The organism is Alishewanella sp. BS5-314, assembly GCF_025377695.1.
In the GTDB taxonomy this organism is placed as follows: domain Bacteria; phylum Pseudomonadota; class Gammaproteobacteria; order Enterobacterales; family Alteromonadaceae; genus Alishewanella; species Alishewanella aestuarii.
The window spans coordinates 2,616,652-2,640,822 of sequence record NZ_JACEHJ010000002.1 but is presented as its reverse complement, the minus strand read 5'-3'; the positions used below and the strand labels follow the sequence as shown (position 1 = coordinate 2,640,822).

The window sequence follows — 24,171 nt, the reverse complement described above, 5'->3', positions numbered from 1 at the left end:
TAATTTGATTAATCTAATTTAAGAATACGCGCTTTTTGCTAAAACTCAATTGGCTTTGCATGACAGTTGATCCAGCACAAGCTTGCAGCTTGTTCAGGTTCTGCTAAGGTCAGAGCGGTACCTTATGCAAACTTTAGCAGCAGCCTCACCTGTCGGTGAGCAGAATCCGGAAACTCAGATGCGTAATGTCTTGCTTTTAATCCTCTCGCTGGTATTGGTTGCCTGTAGTCAACTGAATCAGGTCGCGGTGTACTCGGTCTCAGAAGCGCAGCTGGAGCAGGTGCTCCGGCAGCAAATTCCGCAATTAACCCGACAGGCTAATGTGGCCGGTATCCCGTTGAAAATGGCGGTAGAGCGGATGGCGGTGCAGATTGGCCCCGATAACTCTGATGTGGTGCGGATCGATACGGCGGCCAATGCCAGTTTAAATCTGTTTGGTTTAACCTATCCGGCCAGTCTGCAATTACAGGTAGAGGGGGTTCCTTACTATGATGCTGAGCAAAAGGCCGTGTTTGTGCGCTCAGTTAAGCTATTAAACTCAACGGTCGATGCGGCCGGCTACCGCGGCAACTTAACCCCGGTCAGCAATGAGTTATTGCAGCTGGTAAACCAGATGTTGGCGACGCAACCGGTATACCGGCTGGATACCGCTGATCCGGCTATCCGGATGTTAACGGCACTGCCTTTTGATATGGCAGTACAGCGTGGCAAAATCGCCTTTATTCCCAAAAGCCGCTAAATAAAGTGAGCGCTCAGCTTGCACAAAGGGGCGCTTTACACTAATACTTTCGGATAGTTTTTCTTTAACAGATCCGAGTCGTGCAGTTATCGGTTGCTATCCGTTTAGTTCTTATACTTTGTCTGGCTGTGTATAGTGCTGTGGCGCCAGCCAGCGCTGCAGAATCTGCTGAGCAGGATCCTGGTCGGGTATTCAGCCGCTTTATCCAATTGAGCGTGCCGGGGCGTACCCTGCCTGTCCCCACCACCATGACACAAGACCAGCAGGGATTTTTGTGGTTAGGCACCCAACATGGCCTGTACCGTTATGACGGTACCGATGTACTGGAGTTTAAAGCTAATCCGGCCCAAAGCGGTAGTTTGTCAGTCAGTTGGATTTCGGCGCTTGCCGCCGATCCGCAAGGTTGGCTCTGGGTGGGCACCCGCTACGGCGGACTTAACCGTTTTGATCCTGCAACCGAATCCTTTAGCCGGGTAGATTTACCGGCGACAGTAGACTCCTCGTCTGCTGAAATAACTTCCCTGGTGTTTGATCACTCGCAGCAGCTATGGCTGACGACTTACGGCGCCGGTTTGTTTAAGTGGCAGCAAGACCAGCTCCAGGCTGAACCCCTTCCGGCGGCTACCAGCGAGCTGGCTGTTAACTTTATTAATCATCTTTTTATTGATGCCAAGGGTGGGCAATGGCTGGCAATCGGCGAGGCGCCTATCCGCACCTATGGTCAACAGCAGGGTGGCGTCCTGTACCGCCCGGATCTGCAAAGTGCCTGGCGGGAAGTGACTTTTATTAATCAGAGTACGGCTAAAGTATCGGTCAGCCGGGTTAATCAGGGGAATGATGGTCAACTTTGGGCCGCAACCTATGGTCAGGGACTTTATCAGTTTGACCCTGTCAGTGCGACCTTCCGACTGGCAGAACAACCCGTACAGCTGCAGCAGGCGCTGTTGTCTGGTCTGCATTTGGATCCAGACGGCGGCCTCTGGCTCAGTAGCTATAATGCAGATTCCCGCGGTGGGCTTTGGTATCGCGACCCGGCGGGCAACTGGTTACATTACCCCTTTCATGCTGAGTTTAGTGAGGGGCTGGCGCGGGCTGATTTGCTGGGCCTGTTTCAGGATCAGCAGGGCATTTTATGGACCATCAGCCAGGGTGGTTTTCGCGGCTTAAGCCGTTTTGCCCGCACCATCCGGACCTTACCCAATGGCCAACTTAGCAGCGGTCTGTTGGCTGCGCCCAATGTTCTGAGCATTGATGCTGCGGCGGATGACAGTATCTGGCTGGCCAATCGCGAAGGTGGTGTGGCGCATTTTAATCCGGTTACTGCAACCTTACGTCACTGGTTGCTGCCGCAAGGACCCGAGCAACCGACCGTTGTGCAGGCGGTGCATCAGGACAGCGATGGTACTCTCTATGTCGGTACAGATCGTGGGCTTTACCAATTACAGCCTGCAACTGCGGAGTGGCGTAAAATCGGTCTGCAGACCAGTGAAGATCCCTTTGTCAGATTACTATACCGTGATAGCCGGCAGAATCTGTGGATCGGCACCCGTGGTCAGGGGGTATTCCGGCTGAGTCCGTCACGGCAGCAGGTAGAGCATTACCGCCAGGGTGGTCAGCATAGCGCTCAAATCCGGTTCGAAGATGTAAACAACCTGGCTGAAGACTATCTGGGAGCGATCTGGATCGGTTCAACGGATCAGGGAGTTGCCCGTTATCAACCCGACACCGGCCAGGTAGATTACTGGCTGCAACACCCCGGTAGCCAGCACGGTTTGCAGCTCAATGGCATTCAACTGATTTTTGAAGAGCAGCAGCAATTATGGGTTCGTGCAGGCAATATTAATCATCTTGTATTGCGTGACAGCGATGATCCGGGCCGCATTCTTGGTTTCAAACCCTATTTAACAGCCGCAGATGACGATGATGCGTTACGCCAGGCCGCCAGGTTCCGTTTGCTCTACCGCTTACACTGGCTGGACGAACAGCAAACCTATCTTGAACTGAACGAAATGCATGGTATGCAAAGTACCACCTGGATTGGCGCCTGGGAAATTGTCGGGAATACTATTTACCGGGGCGGAGCACGGGGATTTGACTACTTTGATATCAGTAAGCTACCGAAGAAAGTAGCCTTAAATAAAGTTCAACTGACCGCACTTTCCTTATTCAATCAACCCGTGCGTGCCGGTTCCGCCGTGTTACCGCAGGCACTGGCCAGTCTGGATCTGCTGACCCTGACTTACGACCAGGATATGTTTGGGATCCGCTTTGCCTCGCCGGAATATAAACAGCAGCAGCAAATCCAGTATCGTTACCAGCTAAAGAACTTCGACCGGGACTGGATCCAAACCTCAGCGCAAAGCCCGATAGCGACCTATACCCGCCTGCCACCGGGCGATTATCTGTTTCAGGTGGCGGCCCGCCTGCCCGGCGGCCAATGGACCGCGGCCACTGAACTGCCGGTGCGGGTATTGCCGCCCTGGTGGTTAACCTGGTGGTTTAAGCTGGGCATGTTATTGCTGTTAGTGCTGACGGTGATGATTGTATTGCGCTGGCGTTTACAGCGTGAATATCAACTACGCCGGAAATTAGAGTTGCTGGTTGAGAAAAGAACGGCGCAGCTGGCAGAGCAGAATCAGGCGCTGGAGTTGTCGTATCAGCGCTTGCAACAAACACAGCAGCAATTGATTACCCAGGAAAAAATGGCCTCGCTGGGTGGCCTGGTCGCCGGTGTCGCGCATGAAATCAATACCCCTTTAGGGATCTGTGTAACAGCCACCAGTCATCTGCAAACGGAGCAGGCCGAGATCGCGGCCGCCTTTGCTAACCGGACTATGCTACAAAGCCAGTTTAATCGCTTTATGCAACACCTGACCGAAGGCTTGAAAATTTTACAGGTCAATACTCAGCGTGCCGCCGATCTGGTTAACAGTTTTAAGCAGGTCTCTGTCGACCAGAGTCATGACAGTTATCGCGAGTTTGAGCTTTGTCAGTATCTTAGCGATGTTTTGCTGTCAGTGCGTTCCCGCCTGAAGCAACAACATTGCCAGCTATATTTTGATTGCCCGCAGCCGACTATCATGTTCTCAGATCCCGGCGCCATCGCTCAGGTGCTGACCAATCTGGTACTCAATGCCCTGATCCACGGTCTGGATGGTCATCCGGCACCGCAGATCCGCTTACAGGTTGAGGATACCCCAAGTGAAGTGATGCTTCATTTTAGCGATAATGGCAAAGGGATGGCAGAAGAGGAGCTGAAACAGCTATTTGACCCATTCTTTACCACTAAGCGCCATCAGGGCGGTAGCGGCTTAGGTGCCCATATTGTCTATAATCTGGTTACCGTGCGCTTGCAGGGGACTATTTCGGTGAGTAGCCAGCCTGGTCAGGGGGTACATTATTTGTTGCGTCTTCCGAAGCGGGTCACAGCTGAAAAAAATCGGGGAGCCTGAGCTCCCCGTCAATGCAGGACAAATTTCACAACGACCAGAAAAATCCCTCTCTGGGTCTAGACCCTAAGTCAAAATCCGTTGACCCACTCACTATAGCCGAATATTTTTTAAATGCAAACAATTATCATTAGTTTTTGCAAATTGTCTTTTTTGGATTAGCTGTAATACTAAATAATATCCATTCGGGGAAGTCGCTATGCCGTGCTGGTCGCCCGTTAAAGTCCTGCTGCTTTGGCTATTTTGTTTACAGGTAATGTTGCCGCTGGCTGCTAGTCCGCAGGCAGAACCTCATTTTGCCCGGATGCAACACCTGGCTGACACCCTTGCGCTGTCGCATCATGCGACGACAGTGGTGCAGGACCTGGATGGCTTTTTCTGGCCCGGCACCCAGCATGGCCTGTACCGGTTTGACGGCGCCGAGTTACGACAGTTTCGCGCCGATGCGCTGGATCCCGGGTCATTATCTGCAGATTGGATCACCGAATTGTTAGTCGATCGAGCCGGGAACCTGTGGATTGGCACCCGCTACGCCGGGTTAAATCGCTTTGATCCGCAAACTGAGCGGTTTGAACGGGTATCGGTGGCGGGTGAAACAGCCGCCAGCCGGTTAAATATCGCCCGGCTTTATTTGGATGGCGCTGGTGAGCTTTGGGTCGCAGCCTACGGCGAAGGGTTATTTCGCTGGTCTGATAGCCAGCAGCAGCTATTAGCCGTTGCGCTACCGGCAACGATTGACGGTGTTAGCACGGTCTATATCAACGATATTTTGCAGCAGGACGACAGTCTGTGGCTGGCGATAGGCAACGCCCCGTTACGCAGCAAAGCGCAGGCGACAGGCGGTTTGATCCGCTGGTCGCTAAGCCAGCAGCAGGGGGAAGCCTGGCAGCGCCAGAATAGCCCGTTAGATGTGGATTCTGTGACTTCCTTACTGCCGACAGCACAAGGCTTGCTAGTTGGCAGCTATGGTAGTGGTCTGTGGCAGATAACGGCCGCAGGTCCGTTGGCATTGCAGCAGCCAGCAGAGCTGCAGGATGCTCAGGTAACGGCGTTAAAACGCGATCAACAGGGGCTTTACTGGATCAGTACTTATGATCAGGGGCTCTGGAGTTGGCAGCCGGAAACAGCGACCTGGCGGCACTACCGGGCGCACCCCGAGGTACCGGTGAGCTTGCGCAGTAATGCGATCCAAAGCCTGTATCTGGACCCACAGCAAAGCCTGTGGCTGATTACGCCCTCAGGTTTTGTCTTATTCAATCAGATCGCCCGCGAAGTCAGGATCCTGCCTGCGGGTTCTGATCCACAACTGTTGCCGGCGGCTAATGTGCTGGGGATCAGTGTGGTGGCTGACAATGTCTGGTTAGCTAACCGCGAAGCCGGCGTCGTGCGTTTTCATCCTGCCAGTGGCGAGTTGCAGCATTTTCCGTTACCCGAGCTGGAGAACGGTCCGACTCTGGCGCGGGCGATCTTAGCTGACAATGGTTGGGTTTGGGTGGGTACAGATCGAGGGTTGTTTAAACTAAATCCGGAGTCTGGCTACTGGCAACGTTATGAACTTGGGCCCGAACTGGCGGCCGATCTCAGTGTTGGCGTGATAATCAGCGACCGCCAGCAGCGGCTCTGGTTGGGTACCCGTGGTCAGGGCGTATTGCTGCTAAGCCCTGAGCGGCAATTACTGCGTCAATTTGCTCAGGACACCGAGCCAGCCTTGCCGTTTAGCAGTGTCTCAACCCTGTTGTTTGACCAGCAAGACCGCCTCTGGGTTGGCTCGCCCGACAGTGGTTTATGGCGCTGGGATGAACGCAGCGGGCGCACCTCTTACTGGCTGCAGCGTGGGGATAGTCAGCACGGGCTGCTGTTTAACAATATCCAGCTGTTATTTGAAGAGCAGCAGCGTATCTGGATCCGCGCCGGCAATCTGAATCACCGCTGGTTGGATAATGCTGAGCCAGGCAGCGCCGAATTTTTTTCCTATCAGCCGATGCAGGCTGACGATGCGCTGATTGCCGCGCCCTGGTTTCGTCTGATGTACCGCCAGCAGTGGTTGGCTGAGATGCAGAGTATGCTGGAACTGGGCGCCGGCCATGGGATGCAGGAGGCGACCTGGATCGGGGCCTGGACGGTCGCTGATGGTTGGTTGTTTCGGGGCGGCAGTCAGGGGCTGGATATGTTCCGGCCACAGCAATTGCCAGCCAGCCTGGTGCTCCCGCAAGTTCGTTTAACGTCTTTTACGTTGTTTAATCAACAGGTGCCAGTGGGTTCCGCCTTGTTGCCGCAGGCTATTCATCGCCTGTCGTCTCTGACTCTGAAATATAAAGAAGATGTATTTAGCCTGCGTTTTGCCAGCCCGACCTTTTTATTGCCCTCACAACTGGAGTATCGCTATCGCTTGCTGGGGTTTGATCGCGACTGGTTAATGGTCAGTAATCAGGAGCGCCTGGCGACCTATACCCGGTTGCCGCCTGGTGACTATCAGTTTGAACTGGAGGTAAGGTTGCGTCAGGGCGAATGGCAACCGGGTCCACGACTGGCGATCCGTATTCTGCCGCCCTGGTGGATGACCTGGTGGTTCAGAAGCTTAGTGTTGCTGAGCCTGGGGTTTGCAATCTGGCTCTGGTTGCACCTGAAAGTAAAAGCGGAGCGACAGATGCGGCTGAAACTGCAGCAACAGGTGGCAGAGCGCACGCAGGAGTTAAAGGAAAAGCACGATGCTCTGCAGGCCTCGAATCAGGATCTGTTACTGCTGCAACAAATTGGCCGGGAAATTACCGGCTCCCTGCAGTTGGGGCAGGTGTTGTCGCGTTGCCATCAGATGCTGAGCCAACTGATTGATGTGCATGCGATGGTGATTGGCCTGCACCGGCCTCTTACCAATGAAATCGAGTTTGTGTTCTGGCTGGAAGATAGCCAGACTGCCAGCAGCTTTGCCATCGCAGCCAATGATGGTAAGGCGCCGGCGTCACTGTGTTTTTGTCGTGCCGAGGAAATTATTGTTAATCAGCATAGTGATTTTGCAACCTATTTTGATGAGTTACCCCAACCTCTGTGTGGTGAGGCTATGGAGTCGGTGGTTTATCTGCCGCTGATGTTGAATCAAAAGGTCGTGGGCGTATTCTCGGTGCAAAGCCCCAGAGCCTTTGCTTATAGCCCGTCGCAGCTAAATCTGCTGCGTACCCTGTCGAGCTATATTGCGATAGCTGTGGTCAATGCTGATACCTATACCCGCTTGCAGCAAACCCAGCAGCAATTGGTGATCCAGGAAAAGATGGCGTCGCTCGGAGCCCTGGTTGCTGGTGTGGCACATGAAATTAATACCCCACTTGGCATCTGTGTTACCGCTACCAGCCATTTGCAGGCCGAGTATGACGTGATCCAGCAGGCCTTTACCGACAAGAGTTTGCAGCAATCGCAGTTTCAGCGCTTTTTAAGTCATCTCGGTGATGGTTTAAAAATTCTGGCGGTAAATACGGAGCGCTCAGCGGCACTGATCCAAAGCTTTAAAAAAGTCTCGGTCGATCAATCGGCTGATGCACCAAGGCAAATTGAGCTGGCCTCATACCTGCAGGACGTGATGCTATCGCTGCAGCCGCAACTGCGGCCGCTGAACTGTCAGTTTCAGCTTGTTTGTCCGGCTGATATCCACTGGTACACCGATGCGGGTGCTCTGGCACAAATTCTTACCAATCTGGTAATGAACAGTGTGAAACATGCCTTTGCTGAGCAGAGCGCGCCAGCCATCAGCTTGCAGGTGCAACAGCAAGGGCGGCAGCTGTTGTTTGATTATGCGGATAACGGCTGCGGTATGGACGAACAAAATCTGGCGCTGATTTTCGAGCCTTTTTTTACCACTAAAAGAGCTGCCGGCGGCACCGGTTTGGGAGCACATATCGTGTTTAATCTGGTTACGGCGCGCTTTAAGGGGCAAATCCAGGTGCAGAGCACGCCGGGTCAGGGTTTACATTACCGTATTAGTTTACCGCTGGACGCTTGCTAAAATTCTGGCTTCGTTTAAAATATGTTTCGTTTCGAAACTTAAGCGAAAGAAATGAATAAGCGTAATACCCAGCAACGCCGCCATCTGATCGTCGCCCGCCTGCAACAACAGGGCGAAGTGACTGTTGAGCAGTTAGCCGAGCAATTTCAAACCTCCGAAGTGACGATTCGTAAAGACTTAACGGCATTAGAGGCCGCGGGGTTGTTATTGCGCCGCTATGGTGGTGCTGTGCCGGTGCCACAGGACTTTGTCTCAGACAGCAGCCTGGAAAAAGTTTCAGAGCGAAAGTTGGCGATTGCCAAAGCAGCGGCGGCGCTGATTAAAGATCATTACCGGATTATTATCGACAGTGGCCGCACCACGGCGGCCTTGTTACCTGAGCTGGCGCAAAAACGCGGTTTGGTGGTGATGACCAACTCGCTGGCCATTGCCAATGCGCTGCGCGAGCTGGAAAACGAACCGACGCTGCTGATGACCGGCGGTACCTGGGATCCGCAATCGGAAGCCTTTCAGGGCCAGCTGGCAGAGCAAATGCTGCGTAATTACGATTTTGATCAGCTATTTATCGGAGCTGATGGTATCGATCTGGCGCGCGGCACCACTACCTATAACGAGCTGTATAGTTTAAGCCGGGTGATGGCTGAGGTTGCGCGTGAGGTTATCGTGATGCTGGAGTCCGACAAGCTGGGGCGCAAAATCCATAATCTGGAGCTGCCCTGGTCACTGGTTAAGGTACTGGTTACCGACAGCGGCTTGCCGGAAAGCGCAGCGGCTGAAATTGCAGCACAAGGGGTAAGGGTGATCCGGGTTCAGGCCTGATTAACCTGAGAGCGATAACGTAGAATTTATTTATCAACTTATTGGAGTAAGAGTATGTGTGGCATTGTAGGCGCGGTCGCGCAACGGGATGTAGTGGATATTCTGGTTGAGGGTTTACGTCGGCTGGAATACCGCGGCTATGATTCTGCCGGTGTGGCAGTAGTTAACGACAGTGGCGAGCTGCAACGTTTGCGCCGCCTGGGTAAGGTTAAAGAGCTGGCAGATGCGGTTGCCGCGCAGCCGGTTCCAGGCGGTACCGGTATCGCTCACACCCGCTGGGCTACCCATGGTGAACCAAGCGAGCGTAATGCCCACCCGCATGTTTCCAGCAATATTACTGTGGTGCATAACGGTATTATCGAGAACCACGCCGTATTACGCGACGCCTTAAAGGCCAAGGGCTATATCTTTACCTCTGATACTGACACCGAGGTGATTGCCCACCTGGTCGAAGAAGAGCTAAAAAGCCACAGTTCGTTACTGACTGCGGTACAGGCCGCGGTAAAACAATTACACGGTGCTTACGGTACTGTACTGCTGGATAAAACCGATGCCAGCCGCCTGGTAGTGGCCCGTTCGGGCAGCCCGCTGGTGATTGGTCTGGGTATTGGTGAAAACTTTATTGCTTCGGACCAGCTGGCGCTGTTACCTGTTACCCGCCGCTTTATCTTTTTAGAAGAAGGCGATGTGGCGGAAATTACCCGCCACAGCGTTAGCATTTTTGATAAAAACGGCCAGGCGGTCGAGCGTGAAGTGCATGAGTCGAACGTTAGCTATGACGCCGGTGACAAAGGCCAGTACCGCCACTTTATGCTAAAAGAAATCTACGAGCAGCCAAGTGCGATCAACAACACGCTGGAAGGCCGGCTGAGCAGCGACAGCGTGCTGGATGAAACCTTTGGCAATGGCGCGGCTGAGCTGTTTAAAAAAGTAAAACATATTCAAATCGTCGCCTGTGGCACCAGCTACCACTCGGGTATGGTTGCCCGTTACTGGCTGGAAGCGCTGGCTGGCGTGTCTTGTAATGTCGAAATTGCTTCTGAGTTCCGCTACCGTAAATCCTTTGTGCAGTCAAACAGCCTGCTGGTTAGCATTTCACAATCCGGTGAAACAGCCGACACCCTGGCGGCACTGCGCTTGGCAAAAGAAGCCGGTTATCTGGGTAGCCTGACTATTTGTAACGTTGCCGGCTCGTCGCTGGTGCGCGAATCGGATCTGGCCTTTATGACCCGTGCCGGCGCCGAAATCGGCGTTGCCTCTACCAAAGCCTTTACTACCCAGTTAGTGGGCCTGGCGATGTTAACGTTGGCAGTAGGTAAATATAACGGTTTAACGCTGGAGCAACAGCGTGAGCTAACAGCCGCCCTGCGCAGCCTGCCAGCCAAGCTGGAAGAAACACTGACGCTGGCGCCGCAGATTGAAGCCCTGGCAGAAGAGTTTGCTGACAAGCACCATGCGTTATTCCTCGGTCGTGGCGATCAGTATCCAATCGCGATGGAAGGGGCGTTAAAGCTAAAAGAAATTTCCTATATCCACGCTGAAGCCTATGCCGCCGGTGAGTTAAAGCACGGCCCGCTGGCACTGATCGATGCCGATATGCCAATTATCGTCGTTGCTCCCAATAACGATCTGTTGGAGAAGCTGCAGTCGAACGTGGAAGAAGTGCGTGCCCGCGGCGGTATTCTGTATGTGTTCGCCGATGCCGACGCCCGCTTTAAATCAGATGCGACTATGCGCGTTATCAATGTGCCGCATGTAGCCGATATTCTGGCGCCCATCGTCTACACCCTGCCACTGCAGTTACTGAGCTACTATGTGGCCATTATCAAGGGCACCGACGTAGACCAGCCGCGTAATTTGGCAAAATCTGTTACAGTAGAATAATTTAGGGCATCTTTTCTAAGCTCTTGCTTCATATAATCAGGCGGCACTAATCTGGTGCCGCCTTATTTTTCTATCCCCTTTCTGTTCTTGTCTTTAAAACCTGCCAACTTAATCTGAGCTTTTTTTACACAGCGCATTGACGGCTGAAAATTCTTGTTCTACATTATGTAAGCGCTTACATTTGTGTTTCTTCCAGTGTAATTTAAATGTGAGCGTCACAGTATTATTAAAAACGACGCAAAGATAAGGTAATCCGGGAGAACACTATGAATCAAAAACGTTTCAAACTATCGCGTTTAGCGGTCAGTTTGTCACTGATCACCGGCGCGAGCGTGCTAGCCTCCGCTTATGCTCAGGAAGCGGAAGCAGAGAAAGCCAGTGAAGAGTTTGAAATTATTCAGGTATCTGGCATCCGTGGCAGTTTAGTCAAGTCGATGGATGTAAAGCGCAGTTCTACAGGCGTGGTGGATGCCATTTCTGCAGAAGATATCGGTAAATTCCCGGATACCAACTTAGCTGAGTCCCTGCAGCGGATTACGGGTGTCGCGATAGATCGTTCTAACGGCGAGGGTAGCCGGGTTACCGTACGCGGTTTTGGGCCAGAGTTTAACCTGGTAATGCTAAATGGCCGGCAAATGCCCGCTTCGTCATTGGAAGCCACAACAGCGTCATCATCACGCTCTTTTGACTTCGCCAACCTGGCCTCCGAGGGGATTGCCGGGGTTGAAGTATACAAAACCGGCCGTGCCAGCATCGCAACCGGTGGCCTGGGTTCAACCATCAATATTTTGACCACCAAACCGCTGAACGCGCCAGGTATGAAAGCCACTTTTGGTGTTAAAGGTGTGATGGATCAGTCTACTGACGAAGGGTCCAATATTACCCCTGAGCTATCAGGTTTATACAGTAACACCTTTAATGACAATAAGTTTGGTGTCGCGATCAGTGGTTCTTACCAACAGCGCGATAGTGGTAATAAACAGGCTAATACCGGCGGCTGGCGTACCTTCCCGGGCAATATTAATGGTTTTGACTGGGGTGGCGGCAATGCAGACTGGGGTGGTTTGATTCCGGATGGCCCTAATGCCCACCAAAATTACCCTGCTGTAGATTCGATTTATTCTGTGCCACAAAGCCTGGGTTATGCTTTTCACGAAGTGGAAAGAACCCGTACTAATGGCCAGTTAGTTCTGCAGTACAAACCTATTGATGCTGTTACTACGAGTCTAGATTACACCTACTCCAAAAATGAGGTGTCAGATCGATATAACGATGTGTCTGCCTGGTTTAACTTTGGTCCGTCAACGGGCCTCTGGAGTGATGGCCCGGTTGCAGCACCTATTGTCTATTCAGAGCGATTCGATGCGCCGGGCGATTTAGCGATGGGCGGTGGTCAATTCTCGACCATGAATGAGAACAAATCATTAGGTTTTAACACGCAATGGCAAGTGAATGATAACCTGAAATTAGAGTTGGATTATCACGACTCCTCAGCCGTGTCGCGCCCGAATAGTCCTTTTGGTAGTAACAATGTGATTGGCACAGCAACTTTCGTCCGTGCTGTAACAACTGCGCGTTTTGATAGTAAATTACCTACCTTAGCCATAACTTACCCGCCGGGTTTTACCGGCATCAGAGGGGAAGATATGCGCATTACCGGTAGCTCGTTCCGCAATAGCCAAATGCGTAGTGATATCGAGCAATTACAATTGCGCGGTAACTATGTGTTTGATACCGGCCTGTTAAACAGCATCGATTTTGGTGTGTCGAGTTCAGAAACTCGCAATCGTTCGGCATTTTCTAACGTGCAACAAGACAACTGGGGTGGTTTAGGCGCTGCCGGCGATATCAACCCGGCAGTCTTTAAGCTTGATCAATTAGCAGATAATTTTAATGCCTCAACCAGCAGCGATATGCTGAAAGAATTCTTCCGTTGGGATTTCAATACGCTGCGTCAAATTGCTAATGACACTTATGGCGCTCTGGGTGCAGTTGGCGACTGTGGTACCTCATTTTGTGCCTCCTCAAATATGACTACCGATCGCCGTACTACTGAAGAGCAGCGAGCAGCTTACCTGCAGTTTAACTTTGCCGGTGAGATGGGTTCGCGTCCTTATGGCTTAACTACCGGCATTCGCTATGAAAAAACCGATGTTACCTCCAGTGCTTTGGTGCCGGTATACAGCGGTATTGCCTGGGCGGGTGACAACGAGTTCAACCTGATTAGCACCGGTGAAAGTGACTTTACTGAGTTAACGGGTGGTTATACCAACCTGTTGCCAAACATCGACTTCAATGTGGAATTTATTGATGATGTGATTCTGCGTGCTTCGGTCAGCAAAACGATTGCGCGGCCAAGTTACGCCGATATCCAGGGTGGTCAGACACTTGACGCGCTGGTGCGTATCGATGGCGGCACCGGAGCTCGTGGTAATCCAGACTTAGATCCATTTGAGTCGACTAACTTCGACTTATCACTGGAGTGGTACTACGGTGAAGGCAGCTACATGTCGGTGGGATACTTCCGGAAAAAGGCGAAAAACTTTATCGGCCGTACCACTGTTGCGGAACCAACATTCAACTTGCCACACCCGGCGCAAGGTGCCCGTTATACCGAAGCGGTAGCTGCAGTGGGTAACAATGCGACCGCCATTCGTAACTATATCAGACAGAATTATCCGGATACGGTTGATGCTAACGGCTTTATTCTGGGCGTGCCCGGTGACAGACCGGCTAACTTTAATATCACTATTCCGGTTAACCAGGATGATGCGAAGTTAGATGGCTGGGAGTTGGCAGTGCAGCACCTGATTGGTGAAACCGGCTTTGGGGTTATTGCTAACGCAACCATCGTGAACGGTGACTTTAAATACGATAACTTCAGTTTAGGCGAGCAATTCGCGCTACTGGGTATGAGCGATACCTACAACCTGGTCGGGTTCTACGATCGGGATGGCATACAAGCCCGTATCGCCTATAACTGGCGGGGTAAGTTCCTGGCGTCAACGGTTAACGCTCAGGGCTTGCAAAATCCGATTTACGTAGAAGCCTACGGTCAGTGGGATGCCAGCGCCAGCTATGATTATACTGAGCAGCTGACGTTCTTTATTGAAGCCATCAACCTGACCAATGAAGCGGTACGTTCACATGAGCGCAACCCATTGCAATTAGTGAACTATACTGAAACCGGACGTCGCTTTGGTATTGGAGCCCGCTATACCTTCTAAGATGTTCTTGCCCTGAATCAGTAGCCATCGCAAGATGGCTACTTTTTAAAAGAAGTGGTCATGATGCAAGCAACCCAAACCCAGGCAACCGATAAGTTAACCGCGGCGGCAAAAGCGTCAGCCTTTGCCAATGGGCGGTTAAGTATTGTTGTGGTGGGTGGCGGCAGTGCCGGTTGGCTAACGGCTGCTTTACTGGCGGCAGATCATCAGGCCGATCCACGGGTCAGTGTGACCTTAATTGAGTCGGCTTCGGTGCCGACCATTGGGGTTGGCGAGGGCACCTGGCCATCAATGCGTGCCACCCTGGCGCGAATTGGTATTTCAGAAACCGAATTCGTTCTAAGCTGTGACGCCAGTTTTAAGCAAGGCAGTGTGTTTCGGCAATGGCGTAGCAATACACCAGCAGATTGTTATTACCACCCCTTTACCGCTCCGGTAGCGACCAATGAACTGGATATTGCCGATTACTGGTTTGCCTATCAGCAGCAGGTCGAGTTTGCCGCTGCGGTATCCAGTCAACCTGCCGTGATAGCTGCAGGTCTGGCACCAAAACGGATCGCGACACCGGAATATGCCTTTATCCAGAATTACGGCTATCACCTGGACGCCGGCAAATTTATCGCCTTACTCACGCACCATGCCAAGCGGCTGGGCGTGCAGCAGATAATCGATGATGTAGTGGCGATCCAGAGTCACCCAGATGGTCGTATTGCCGCCTTACAAACCACGCAACATGGCGCTTTGCCGGGTGATTTATTTGTCGATTGCTCCGGCTTGCAGAGTTTGTTAATCGGCCGGCATTACCAAACGCCGCTACTTAGCGTACAGCAGCATTTGCTAAATGATAGTGCCATCGCTGTACAGGTGCCCTACGATGATGAACAGGCGCCCATTGCATCGGCAACCCTTGCTACTGCGCAAGCACAAGGCTGGGTCTGGGATATCGGTTTACCTACCAGGCGTGGCGTCGGCTTTGTTCATCACAGTGGTCATACCGATGCAGCACAGGCGTTGAGCACCCTTGCCCAGTACCTGCAACTTTCAGAACAAGAGTTCAGTGCCCGTTACCAACCCAGAACGATCCGTTTCACACCGGGTTACCGCCAGCAGTTCTGGCGGCATAACTGCGTTGCGGTGGGTATGGCTGCGGGTTTTATTGAGCCACTGGAGGCGTCAGCTCTGGTAATGGTTGAACTGTCTGCCAAGTTTATCAGTGAGCAATTACCGCGCAGCCTGGCGCAACTTGACATTGTCGGTGCGCGCTTTAATCAGACGTTTCGCTACCGCTGGCAGCAAATTGTCGAATTTTTAAAGTTACATTATGTCTTGTCGACGCGCTCCGACAGTGATTATTGGTTAGCCCAGCGTGCAGAAACGTCTATTCCCGCGTCGTTACAGGAAAAGTTAGCGATGTGGCAAAACTTTGTGCCAAGCCGCTATGATTTGCCGATGGCGGAAGAGTTATTTCCTGCTGCCAGTTATCAGTATATTTTGTATGGCATGCGGCATTTCCCTGCCAGCGAACGGCCGACTAAAGCCAGCTTTCGTGCTAATCAGGCTTTTGCCGAAGTACAACAGAAAACCCAGCAACTTATGGCTGGCCTGGTCAGTAATCGCGAATTATTACAGCAAATTAAAGCCCATGGCTTACAAAAAATTTAAAGGGGAGCAGATGGCTAGTATCGAATTACTCAATAATGTTGACCATCCTGGCGTCAAAATCCGTACCGAGCGTAGTCTGCAGCTTGGCGATAACCAAATGTTTTGTTTGAGTTTCCCGGCCGAGTTTCGTACTGCTCAAGCCTATTACCCTATCTTGTTTTACAAAGACGGTAATACTGGTCAGTTTATGCCGGTGCTGTTGCTGGGTTTTCAACCCGGGGAAAATCTGTTCGTTAACCAGCAAGGCTGGCAGGTGAGTTATCTGCCATTAGATATGGCACGGCAGCCGTTTACCATCGGCTTACAACAGGGAGAGCGCGTTATCCACCTTGATACGGCGCATCCCAGAGTGAGTAGTACCGAGGGAGAGGCGTTATTTTTGGAATTAGGTGGTCATAGCCCGTATTTACAGCAAGTCGCGGCGCAACTGGAAACCTTGCACCATGGCATGACTGACGCCCGGCAATTTTGTCAGCAGTTGCTGGCTCTGGAGTTGATTGAATCCTTTGTGCTTGATGTCACCTTAAACAATGGTCAGCAGTATAGTTTGCATGGCTTTTACACCATCAACGAGCCGCGTCTGGCGCAGCTGACGGGCGAGCAATTACTGCAGTTACAACAGACAGGTTATTTAGAGGCAATCTATATGATGTTAGCCTCGCAAGCGCAATTCGCGCGCCTAATCGGCCTGAAAAATCAACAGCGGGTAGCGAACTAAGATGTGGTCTGCAGCACAACCGGTCGCGACACTGTCCGGAGTGACTGCGGATAGCATTGATATCACCACCCTGAATAGTGTCAAACCACTGTACTTGCCAGGCTTTGCTGCGCATTGGCCAGCAGTCAGCGCTGCTCAACAAGGCACGGCCGCAATCAGTGATTACTTATTGAGCCACTATAGCGGCGAACCGCTGACGGCCTATACAAGTAGTGCCGAAAGTGGCGGCCGGGTATTCTACAACACGGACTTTAGCGGTTTTAACTTTCAACCGGTACATGCCACCCTTGAACAGCTGCTGGCTGCGTCAGATAGTGGTCAGCATTGGTATGTTGGGTCGACCTTTATCCCGCGCTGGTTCCCGCATTGGTTACAACAGCAGCAGGTACCGGCGCTGGCGCAGCATGCTGATAATCCATTGGTGAGCCTATGGTTAGGTAATCAGAGTCGTGTTGCCGCGCACGCTGATCTGCCGCAAAACCTGGCGGTAGTGCTGGCTGGGCGCCGGCGTTTTACCTTGTTTCCACCTGAGCAATTAGCCAATTTATATATTGGTCCACTTGATGTAACGCCGGCCGGCCAGGCCATTAGCCTAGTCGACTTTACCAATCCGGATCTGAAGCGATTTCCCAAATTTGCCACCGCTATGGCACAGGCGCAGGTGATAGAGTTACGGCCCGGCGATGCGTTAATCATCCCGAGTATGTGGTGGCACCATGTTGAAGCGCTGAGCTCACTCAATGTGCTAATGAATTACTGGTGGCGGGATAGTCCGGGCTATGCACCCAGCCCGCAACTGGCGTTAAAGCTGGCGATGTTGAGTATCAAGGCCTTACCTGACGAGCAAAAAGCGGCCTGGCGGGCACATTTTGAACACTATGTGTTTGCTGACGATCAAGCTGAACATATTCCTGCCCATTTACGTGGTGTGCAGGGGCCGCTTTCCGAACCTTTAGCCCGCCAAATACGGGCTGAGCTATTAAATAAATTAAACCGATAACGACGAGGTTCATATGCAATCGCAAGCAGTTAAGCGAGTGGTGATTGCCGGTGGTGGCACCGCAGGTTGGATGGCGGCTGCTGCTATCGCCAAATTAATGGGCAAAAATTTACAAATTTGTTTGATCGAGAGTGATGAGATTGCCACCGTGGGGGTGGGTGAAGCGACCATTCCACCGTTATTAACGTTACACAAACTACTCGGCATTAACGAAGCGGAATTTATGGCCGCTACCCAGGCCACCTTTAAGTTGGGTATTCAATTTGAAAACTGGCGTGATCAAGGGCTGGATTATATTCACTCCTTTGGCAGTACCGGTCAGGACTGTTGGGCGGCGGGTTTTCAACATTTTTGGTTAAAAGGTCAGCAACTGGAGCTGGCCGCTGACTACGGCGATTATTGTCCGGAGCTGCTGGCGGCGAAAGCTAACAAGTTTGCCCACTTACCGGGTCGTTCCTTAAATTACGCCTTTCATTTTGATGCTGGCTTATATGCCAAATTCTTACGTGCTATGGCAGAGCAGCATGGCGCAAGACGGCTTGAAGGCAAAATTGCCCGGGTAGAAACCTGTGAGCAAACTGGCAATATCACCGCTGTGCAGATGGCCGATGGCGAACGTATTGCCGGCGATCTGTTTATTGACTGTACCGGCTTTCGGGCGCTGCTGATTGAACAAACCCTGCATACCGGCTTTGACGACTGGAGCCACTGGTTACCTTGTGATTCAGCTATCGCTGTGCAAACGCGCGCGACGCGTGAGCCGGTACCCTATACCCGCTCTATCGCCCATGGTGCCGGCTGGCAGTGGCAAATACCGTTGCAGCACCGTGTCGGTAACGGCATGGTGTATTGCAGTAAGTATTGGTCAGATGATCAGGCAAAAGCCGAATTACTAGCCAATATCAATGGTGACTTGCTGACAGAGCCGCGGGTTATTAAATTCCGTACCGGAATGCGCCGTAAGCACTGGAACAAAAATTGTGTCGCTCTGGGCCTGGCCAGTGGTTTTATCGAGCCGCTGGAATCAACCAGCATTCATTTGATCCAACGCAGTATTGTCCGGCTGCTGCAAATGTTTCCGTTAAATGGCATCAGTCAGGCTGATATTGATGAATTTAATCAACAAACGGAACATGAAGTGCTGAATATCCGGGATTTTATTATTCTGCATTATCATGTGACGGCGCGCCGGGACACTGGGTTCTGGCGTTATTGCCAAAATATGCCGATCCCTGAATCACTGGCACACCGCATCCGCTTGTTCAGGGAAACCGGCCGGGTATTTAAGGTGCCAAACGAGTTATTTGGTGAAAACTCCTGGACACAAGTGATGCTCGGACAAGGCATTACACCGCAGCAATATCATCCTATTGTTGAGCAGATGAGTAAGGAAGAGCTTAATCACTTCCTGTCGCAAATTAGGATGCAAAATCAGCGCTTTGTCGCTCAGTTGCCGAGTCATCACACCTTTTTGCAAAGCTACTGTCCGGCAATAAAAGTCTAACCGGCTGTATCTTCTGCACCATGCGACAGCCCGGAAAACGCCCTGTCGCATGGTGACCTTAAACAGTGGAAAGCAGGTATCCAGGGTATAACCATGCAAATAAAAACAACGGCACCAATGGGTGCAGTTTTACTGGCCGTTTGGCTGAGCGGCTGCAGCGGGGATTTGAAGAACGGCTCCGATTTTACCGCTAGCGACACCGTCAAACCGGTCAGTGGCTGGAAGCTGGTGTGGCGTGATGAGTTTGACGGCAGCAGTGTCGACCAGCGTAAATGGACCTTTGAGATCGATTGCCGTGGTGGTGGTAATCAGGAGCAGCAGTGTTACACCGACAGGGCGGAAAATGCCTTTGTTTCGAACGGCACCCTGAAGATTGTCGCCAAACCAGCGGCCGACGGTGCGCCCTTGCCATACACTTCAGCCCGCTTGAATACCAAATATCAGGGCGATTGGAAATATGGTCGCATAGAAGTCCGCGCTAAGATGCCGGCCGGTCAGGGCGCCTGGCCAGCGATTTGGATGTTGCCGACGGACGAGGTTTATGGCGGTTGGCCGAAGTCCGGTGAGATTGATATTGTTGAAGCCGTCAATCTGAAAACCCGGGATGCCGAAGGCAACATCGAATCGCGGGTGCACGGTACTTTACATTATGGCCGCGATTGGCCGGACAATGTTTATAGCGGCAAAGAGTACCGGCTGCCTAATGAGGCAAACCCGGCTGATGACTTTAATACCTATGCTATCGAATGGCAGCAAGGTGAAATTCGCTGGTATATCAATAATTACCTGTACCAAACACAGCAAGCTTCGCGCCTTAGTACCAATAGCAAGGGTGAGTTAATCGGCTTAAGTCATCGTGGCTGGTTTGCCGAGTACTTAAATAGTGCCACCGGCAAACGGGAAACCCAGTATAACGCGGCACCCTTTGATCAACGCTTTCACCTTATTTTGAACCTGGCGGTGGGTGGTAACTGGCCGGAAAACGTCAATAACCTCGGTATTGACGCTGATGCCTTTGCGAGCGGTCAAACGCTTGAAGTGGACTGGGTAAGGGTATACCAATGTCAGGTCAACCCCGATACCGGCATTGGTTGTGCAACGCTCCGCGCCGGCTATCTGGATGCGGATACGCTGGTACCTGGCTTAGCGCCGCTCCCCTTCTAGTTAAAAAGGCGCCATAACGGCGCCTTTGTTGGTGGGTGTTTAGATCTTACTGACAAGCCTGCGCAGTATTTTCGCTACCCCGCTGGATCCGCGCATCAGCCAAACTCAGGTTTAATTCGCCGGCGCTTTCTATCGTCAGCACATTAAATACCTGCGCCAGATTCAGCCCTTGCTGTTGTAAGCAACTGATACTGATTTGCAGCGTTTGCCATTCGCCTTCCGGCATTGCGGCCAGCGCAGGCGCAATATTCTGACTACCACGGCAGGCTTCGCCACAACTCATGCTTAGCGCGACTTGTTCTGGTACGGCACCACGGCGCATTAGCTGCAGTGTCAGCACACTGTCGGCACTGGCAAAGGCGCGCAAATCCCGTGGGAAAGGGCTACCGAAGTTCAGGCCGGCATTCGCTTTACCGCTAAATTCAAAGCGACGGGCATCTTCCTGTACCTGATTATCAAAGGTACGGCTACGAATAGCACCAAACTCCTGCACACTACTGGTTACGCCATTACGCTCTGCGCCACTCAGTAGCTGTAACTGCCAGGGTGAGCGTGGTGCGCGTTCAAAGATCACCAGCTCGCTATTGGCGGCATCGTCACCACTATCCTCTGACAGCGTATTGCTCAGGGTGCTGGCATCGCCATAGCGCAGGCCAAAGCCATAGGGCAGCAGCGGCTGATAGTCAGCATCACCAATATTGACAGTACTTTGCTGTGGTGTCGCTGGCCAGGAGAAGGATAACTTGCCGTGGAAATCATATTGCACCTCACCAGCGGCATTGCGCAGGATCACATCGGCTACGCCTTCGCCTTCACTACCCGGCAGCCAGACCGCAACAAAGGCATCAGAGGCATTGAGCTCCGGATTGACCCACATAGGCCGGCCACTGATAAAGAGTGACACCACTGGAATGCCCTGCGCTTTTAACTGTTGCAGCAGCGCCAGATCAGTTTTATTACCGCGCTGATACTCGAGGTTATCCAGATCACCATTGCCTTCGGCATAGGGTTCTTCGCCAAAGACCACGATAGCGACATCGGGTTTTTCCGTAAAGCTGCCATCACTTGATAACTCAACCTGCCCACCGGCTGCCGTAACCTGGCGGGCAATACCGCCATAGATCGAGGTGCCGCCCGGGAAATCTTCATTGGTATTACCGGTACCCTGCCAGCTGATGGTCCAGCCGCCGGATTGCTGGCCGATATTATCGGCACCAGGGCCGGTGACCAGAATACGTTGCTGTGGTTTCAGCGGCAGTAACTGCTCGTTATTTTTGAGCAGTACCAGCGACTGGCGCACGGCATCGCGGGCTACGGCGCGGTGTTCTGGCGCACCGATTAACTCGGTACGACCGGCCAGTGGGCGCTGTGCCGGGCTTGGCTTATCAAATAAGCCAGCACGTTTCTTTACCCGCAGAATACGCCGTACGGCATCATCAATCCGCGCTTCTGGGATCACGCCGGTTTTTACCTGCTCAATCAGATTGTAATACAGCGGCTTCCAGGCGGCGGTCGGCACCATATACACATCCAGGCCGGCATTTGCTGCCTGGGCGCAGTTATCATTAGTACAACCCGGGATCTGGCCATGACCATTCCAGTCGCCGACGACAAAACCATCAAAACCCATCCGCTCTTTGAGTACCTCGGTCAGCAGGTAGCGATCGCCATGAATTTTACTGCCATTCCAGCTATTAAAAGACGCCATTACTGTCTGGGCGCCAGCCTCTAAACCGCCGACATAACCCTGAGCATGGATGCGGAACAGCTCTTCTTCGTTGACCTCGGTATTACCCTGATCGACACCGCCGGTAGTGCCGCCATCGCCGACAAAGTGCTTTACCGTACTGATCACCCGCCGCTCACTGAGAAAATCCTGTTCGGCAGCGCCCTGTAACCCCCGCACGATAGCTGCGGCATAATCGCGTACGATATCCGGATTCTCGGAGTAACTTTCATAGGTGCGGCCCCAGCGATCATCGCGTACTACGGCCACGGTCGGCGCAAACACCCAGTCGATACCGGTCGCCATCACTTCGCGTGCGGTGGCTTCGGCGATCTGTTCAATCAGCGCCGGATTATTCGCGGCACCTAAACCGATATTGTGTGGAAAAATGGTCGCGCCAATCACGTTATTGTGGCCGTGCACGGCATCGGTGCCCCACATGGTTGGAATGGCAATGCCATCGCCACTGGTATCCATCGACGCCTGATACATGGCTTCGGCTAAGGCAATCCAGTCGGCCGGGGTGGCGTATTTATTGTCATTCGGGAAAGCGCCGCCGCCATTTAAATAGGAGCCAAAGCCGTATTTGCGCATATCTTCGACAGTGATATCGCGGATTTCCGGCTGGATCATCTGGGCAATTTTTTGCTCCAGCGTCATCTTCGCCAGCAGCTCACTGATCGCCTGCTCCATCGCCGGATCCTGTGCCACCGGCAATTTCAGCTGTGGCCAGACAGAGCTGGCTGCATTATCAGGCGCCACCGGCGCCGGTGCCTCGCTACAGGCGCCCAGCAGCAGGCTGCCACTGGCCGAGAGCATCAACATAGCCATAGCGGTTTTTTTTATCTTCATCCGTTTATTCCTTAGTTACAGCGGGAGTTTGCGGGATACAGCCTTTCAGGCCATAGAAGGCAATATACAGGTAACATACCAGTGGCAAGACAAAAGCCAGTTGCACCCCGATCTGGTCGGCTAACATACCTTGCAGCAGCGGCAGTATGGCACCACCCACGATAGCCAGACACAGAATACCTGAGCCCTGACTGGTATATTGTTTCAGACCCTGGATCGCCAGGCTGAAAATGGTCGGAAACATAATCGAATTACACAGGCCAACCAGCAGTAAAGACCACATCGCCAGCTTGCCGGAAGACAGAATAGTGATCGCCAGCAGCAGCACCGCCATAATGGCATTAAAGGCCAGTACCCGACCCGGATTCAGTTTTTGCATCACGGCCGCACCAATAAAGCGGCCGACCATAGCACCGCCAAAGTACCAGGAAATATAGTGCGATGCCGCCGCTGTGGTCATGCCCCCAATCTCGGGTTGCGACAGATAAATCGCTAAAAAGCTGCCGATACCGACTTCGGCGCCAACATAAACAAAGATACCAATAGCGCCCAGTACTAAATGCCGCTGCTGCCAGGCTTTACCACCCAGTGGCAGAGCCTCTGCCGGATCTTTCTTACCCATTGCCGGCAGTTTTAACCAGGCAAAAATGACCGCTAATACGATCAGACTGGCGGCCAGGATTAAATAAGGCACTTGTACGGTCGATTCGGTAACGGCACCCGGTACCGGCTCAGGGGCATTCATACCACCGAAAATCAGCCAGGCACCGAAGAAGGGCGCGACTGTGGTGCCCAGGGAGTTAAAGGCCTGCGTCATGGTCAAGCGGCTGGAGGCGGTTTCCGGTTTACCCATTACGCTGACATAAGGATTTGCCGCCACCTGCAAAATAGTAATACCTGAGGCCAGTACAAAAAGTGCAAACAGGAACATCGCATAGACATGCATCTGTGCTGCCGGTAAAAACAGCAAACAGCCGGCTCCGGCGATTAACAAACCGGTGACAATGCCCGACTTGTAGCCAATGCGGCTGACCAGCATACCGGCCGGCACTGACACCACAAAGTATGCGCTAAAAAAGCAGAACTGGATCAGCATCGCCTGGGTATAGTTCAGATCGAACAACAGTTTTAAATAGGGGATCAGGATGTCGTTTAAGCAGGTAATAAAACCCCACATAAAAAATAATGAGGTGAGAGCCGTTAACGCAAAGCGGTAGCTGGTTGGCGCGCCGGGCTGCGCCGCAGCGTCTGGCGTAATAATGGGTGTGGCAGCCATAAGGGTTCCCTTGTCGTTTCTGTTTTAATTGACGTTCGGCAAAGCGGCGTCTAGTATTAATGTAAGCGCTTTCATTTATAGCACACCTGCCGCTGAGCGCAATATTTTTTGGCGTCATTGTGTAAAAAGCATGTGCAAAAACCAGACAGAAGAAGCC

At 52.4% G+C, this 24,171-nt stretch carries 12 protein-coding genes and 1 pseudogene; 11 read left to right on the top strand and 2 right to left on the bottom strand.

From position 1 onward, the window contains the following. Window positions 1–124: 124 nt before the first annotated feature. The 11 genes and pseudogenes from H1D31_RS16760 to H1D31_RS16710 form a co-directional block, all read left to right on the top strand. A complete protein-coding gene (locus tag H1D31_RS16760; RefSeq protein ID WP_261259981.1) occupies window positions 125–739 on the top strand; it encodes a DUF1439 domain-containing protein in 615 nt (204 codons plus the stop codon). Window positions 740–879: 140 nt separating this feature from the next. Continuing rightward, window positions 880–4,191: a two-component regulator propeller domain-containing protein gene (locus H1D31_RS16755; RefSeq protein WP_261259980.1), complete on the top strand. Its 3,312-nt coding sequence runs from the start codon at window positions 880–882 to the stop codon at window positions 4,189–4,191. 196 nt (window positions 4,192–4,387) lie between these two features. Beyond that, window positions 4,388–8,182: an ATP-binding protein gene (locus H1D31_RS16750; protein WP_261259979.1), complete on the top strand. Its 3,795-nt coding sequence runs from the start codon at window positions 4,388–4,390 to the stop codon at window positions 8,180–8,182. A gap of 51 nt (window positions 8,183–8,233) precedes the next feature. After that, window positions 8,234–9,001, top strand: coding sequence for a DeoR/GlpR family DNA-binding transcription regulator (locus tag H1D31_RS16745; RefSeq protein WP_008950580.1), 768 nt, complete (start codon window positions 8,234–8,236; stop codon window positions 8,999–9,001). A 54-nt stretch (window positions 9,002–9,055) separates the two neighbouring features. Beyond that, the gene (glmS, locus tag H1D31_RS16740; protein WP_261259978.1) at window positions 9,056–10,885 is read left to right on the top strand and encodes a glutamine--fructose-6-phosphate transaminase (isomerizing); all 1,830 of its coding nucleotides are present in this window, start codon (window positions 9,056–9,058) and stop codon (window positions 10,883–10,885) included. Window positions 10,886–11,151: 266 nt separating this feature from the next. Continuing rightward, a complete protein-coding gene (locus tag H1D31_RS16735) occupies window positions 11,152–14,112 on the top strand; it encodes a TonB-dependent receptor (RefSeq protein ID WP_261259977.1) in 2,961 nt (986 codons plus the stop codon). A gap of 60 nt (window positions 14,113–14,172) precedes the next feature. Further along, on the top strand, window positions 14,173–15,774 hold the full coding sequence (locus H1D31_RS16730) for a tryptophan halogenase family protein (protein ID WP_261259975.1): 1,602 nt from the start codon (window positions 14,173–14,175) through the stop codon (window positions 15,772–15,774). A gap of 10 nt (window positions 15,775–15,784) precedes the next feature. Next, window positions 15,785–16,492 carry a SapC family protein gene (locus H1D31_RS16725; protein WP_261259973.1) on the top strand — a complete coding sequence of 236 codons (708 nt, stop codon included), beginning with the start codon at window positions 15,785–15,787 and terminating at the stop codon, window positions 16,490–16,492. Window position 16,493: 1 nt separating this feature from the next. Beyond that, the gene (locus H1D31_RS16720) at window positions 16,494–17,492 is read left to right on the top strand and encodes a cupin-like domain-containing protein (RefSeq protein ID WP_261259972.1); all 999 of its coding nucleotides are present in this window, start codon (window positions 16,494–16,496) and stop codon (window positions 17,490–17,492) included. Window positions 17,493–17,505: 13 nt separating this feature from the next. Next, complete coding sequence (locus tag H1D31_RS16715; protein WP_261259971.1) at window positions 17,506–18,996, top strand: tryptophan halogenase family protein; 1,491 nt, start codon at window positions 17,506–17,508, stop codon at window positions 18,994–18,996. A gap of 93 nt (window positions 18,997–19,089) precedes the next feature. Beyond that, window positions 19,090–20,154: pseudogene (locus H1D31_RS16710) on the top strand (family 16 glycosylhydrolase); the annotation flags it as partial. A gap of 52 nt (window positions 20,155–20,206) precedes the next feature. On the opposite strand, the gene H1D31_RS16705 reads toward H1D31_RS16710, so the two are convergent. After that, complete coding sequence (locus H1D31_RS16705) at window positions 20,207–22,738, bottom strand: glycoside hydrolase family 3 protein (protein WP_261259970.1); 2,532 nt, start codon at window positions 22,736–22,738, stop codon at window positions 20,207–20,209. Window positions 22,739–22,742: 4 nt separating this feature from the next. Next, complete coding sequence (locus tag H1D31_RS16700; RefSeq protein ID WP_008950557.1) at window positions 22,743–24,014, bottom strand: sugar MFS transporter; 1,272 nt, start codon at window positions 24,012–24,014, stop codon at window positions 22,743–22,745. Between the last annotated feature and the right edge of the window lie 157 nt (window positions 24,015–24,171).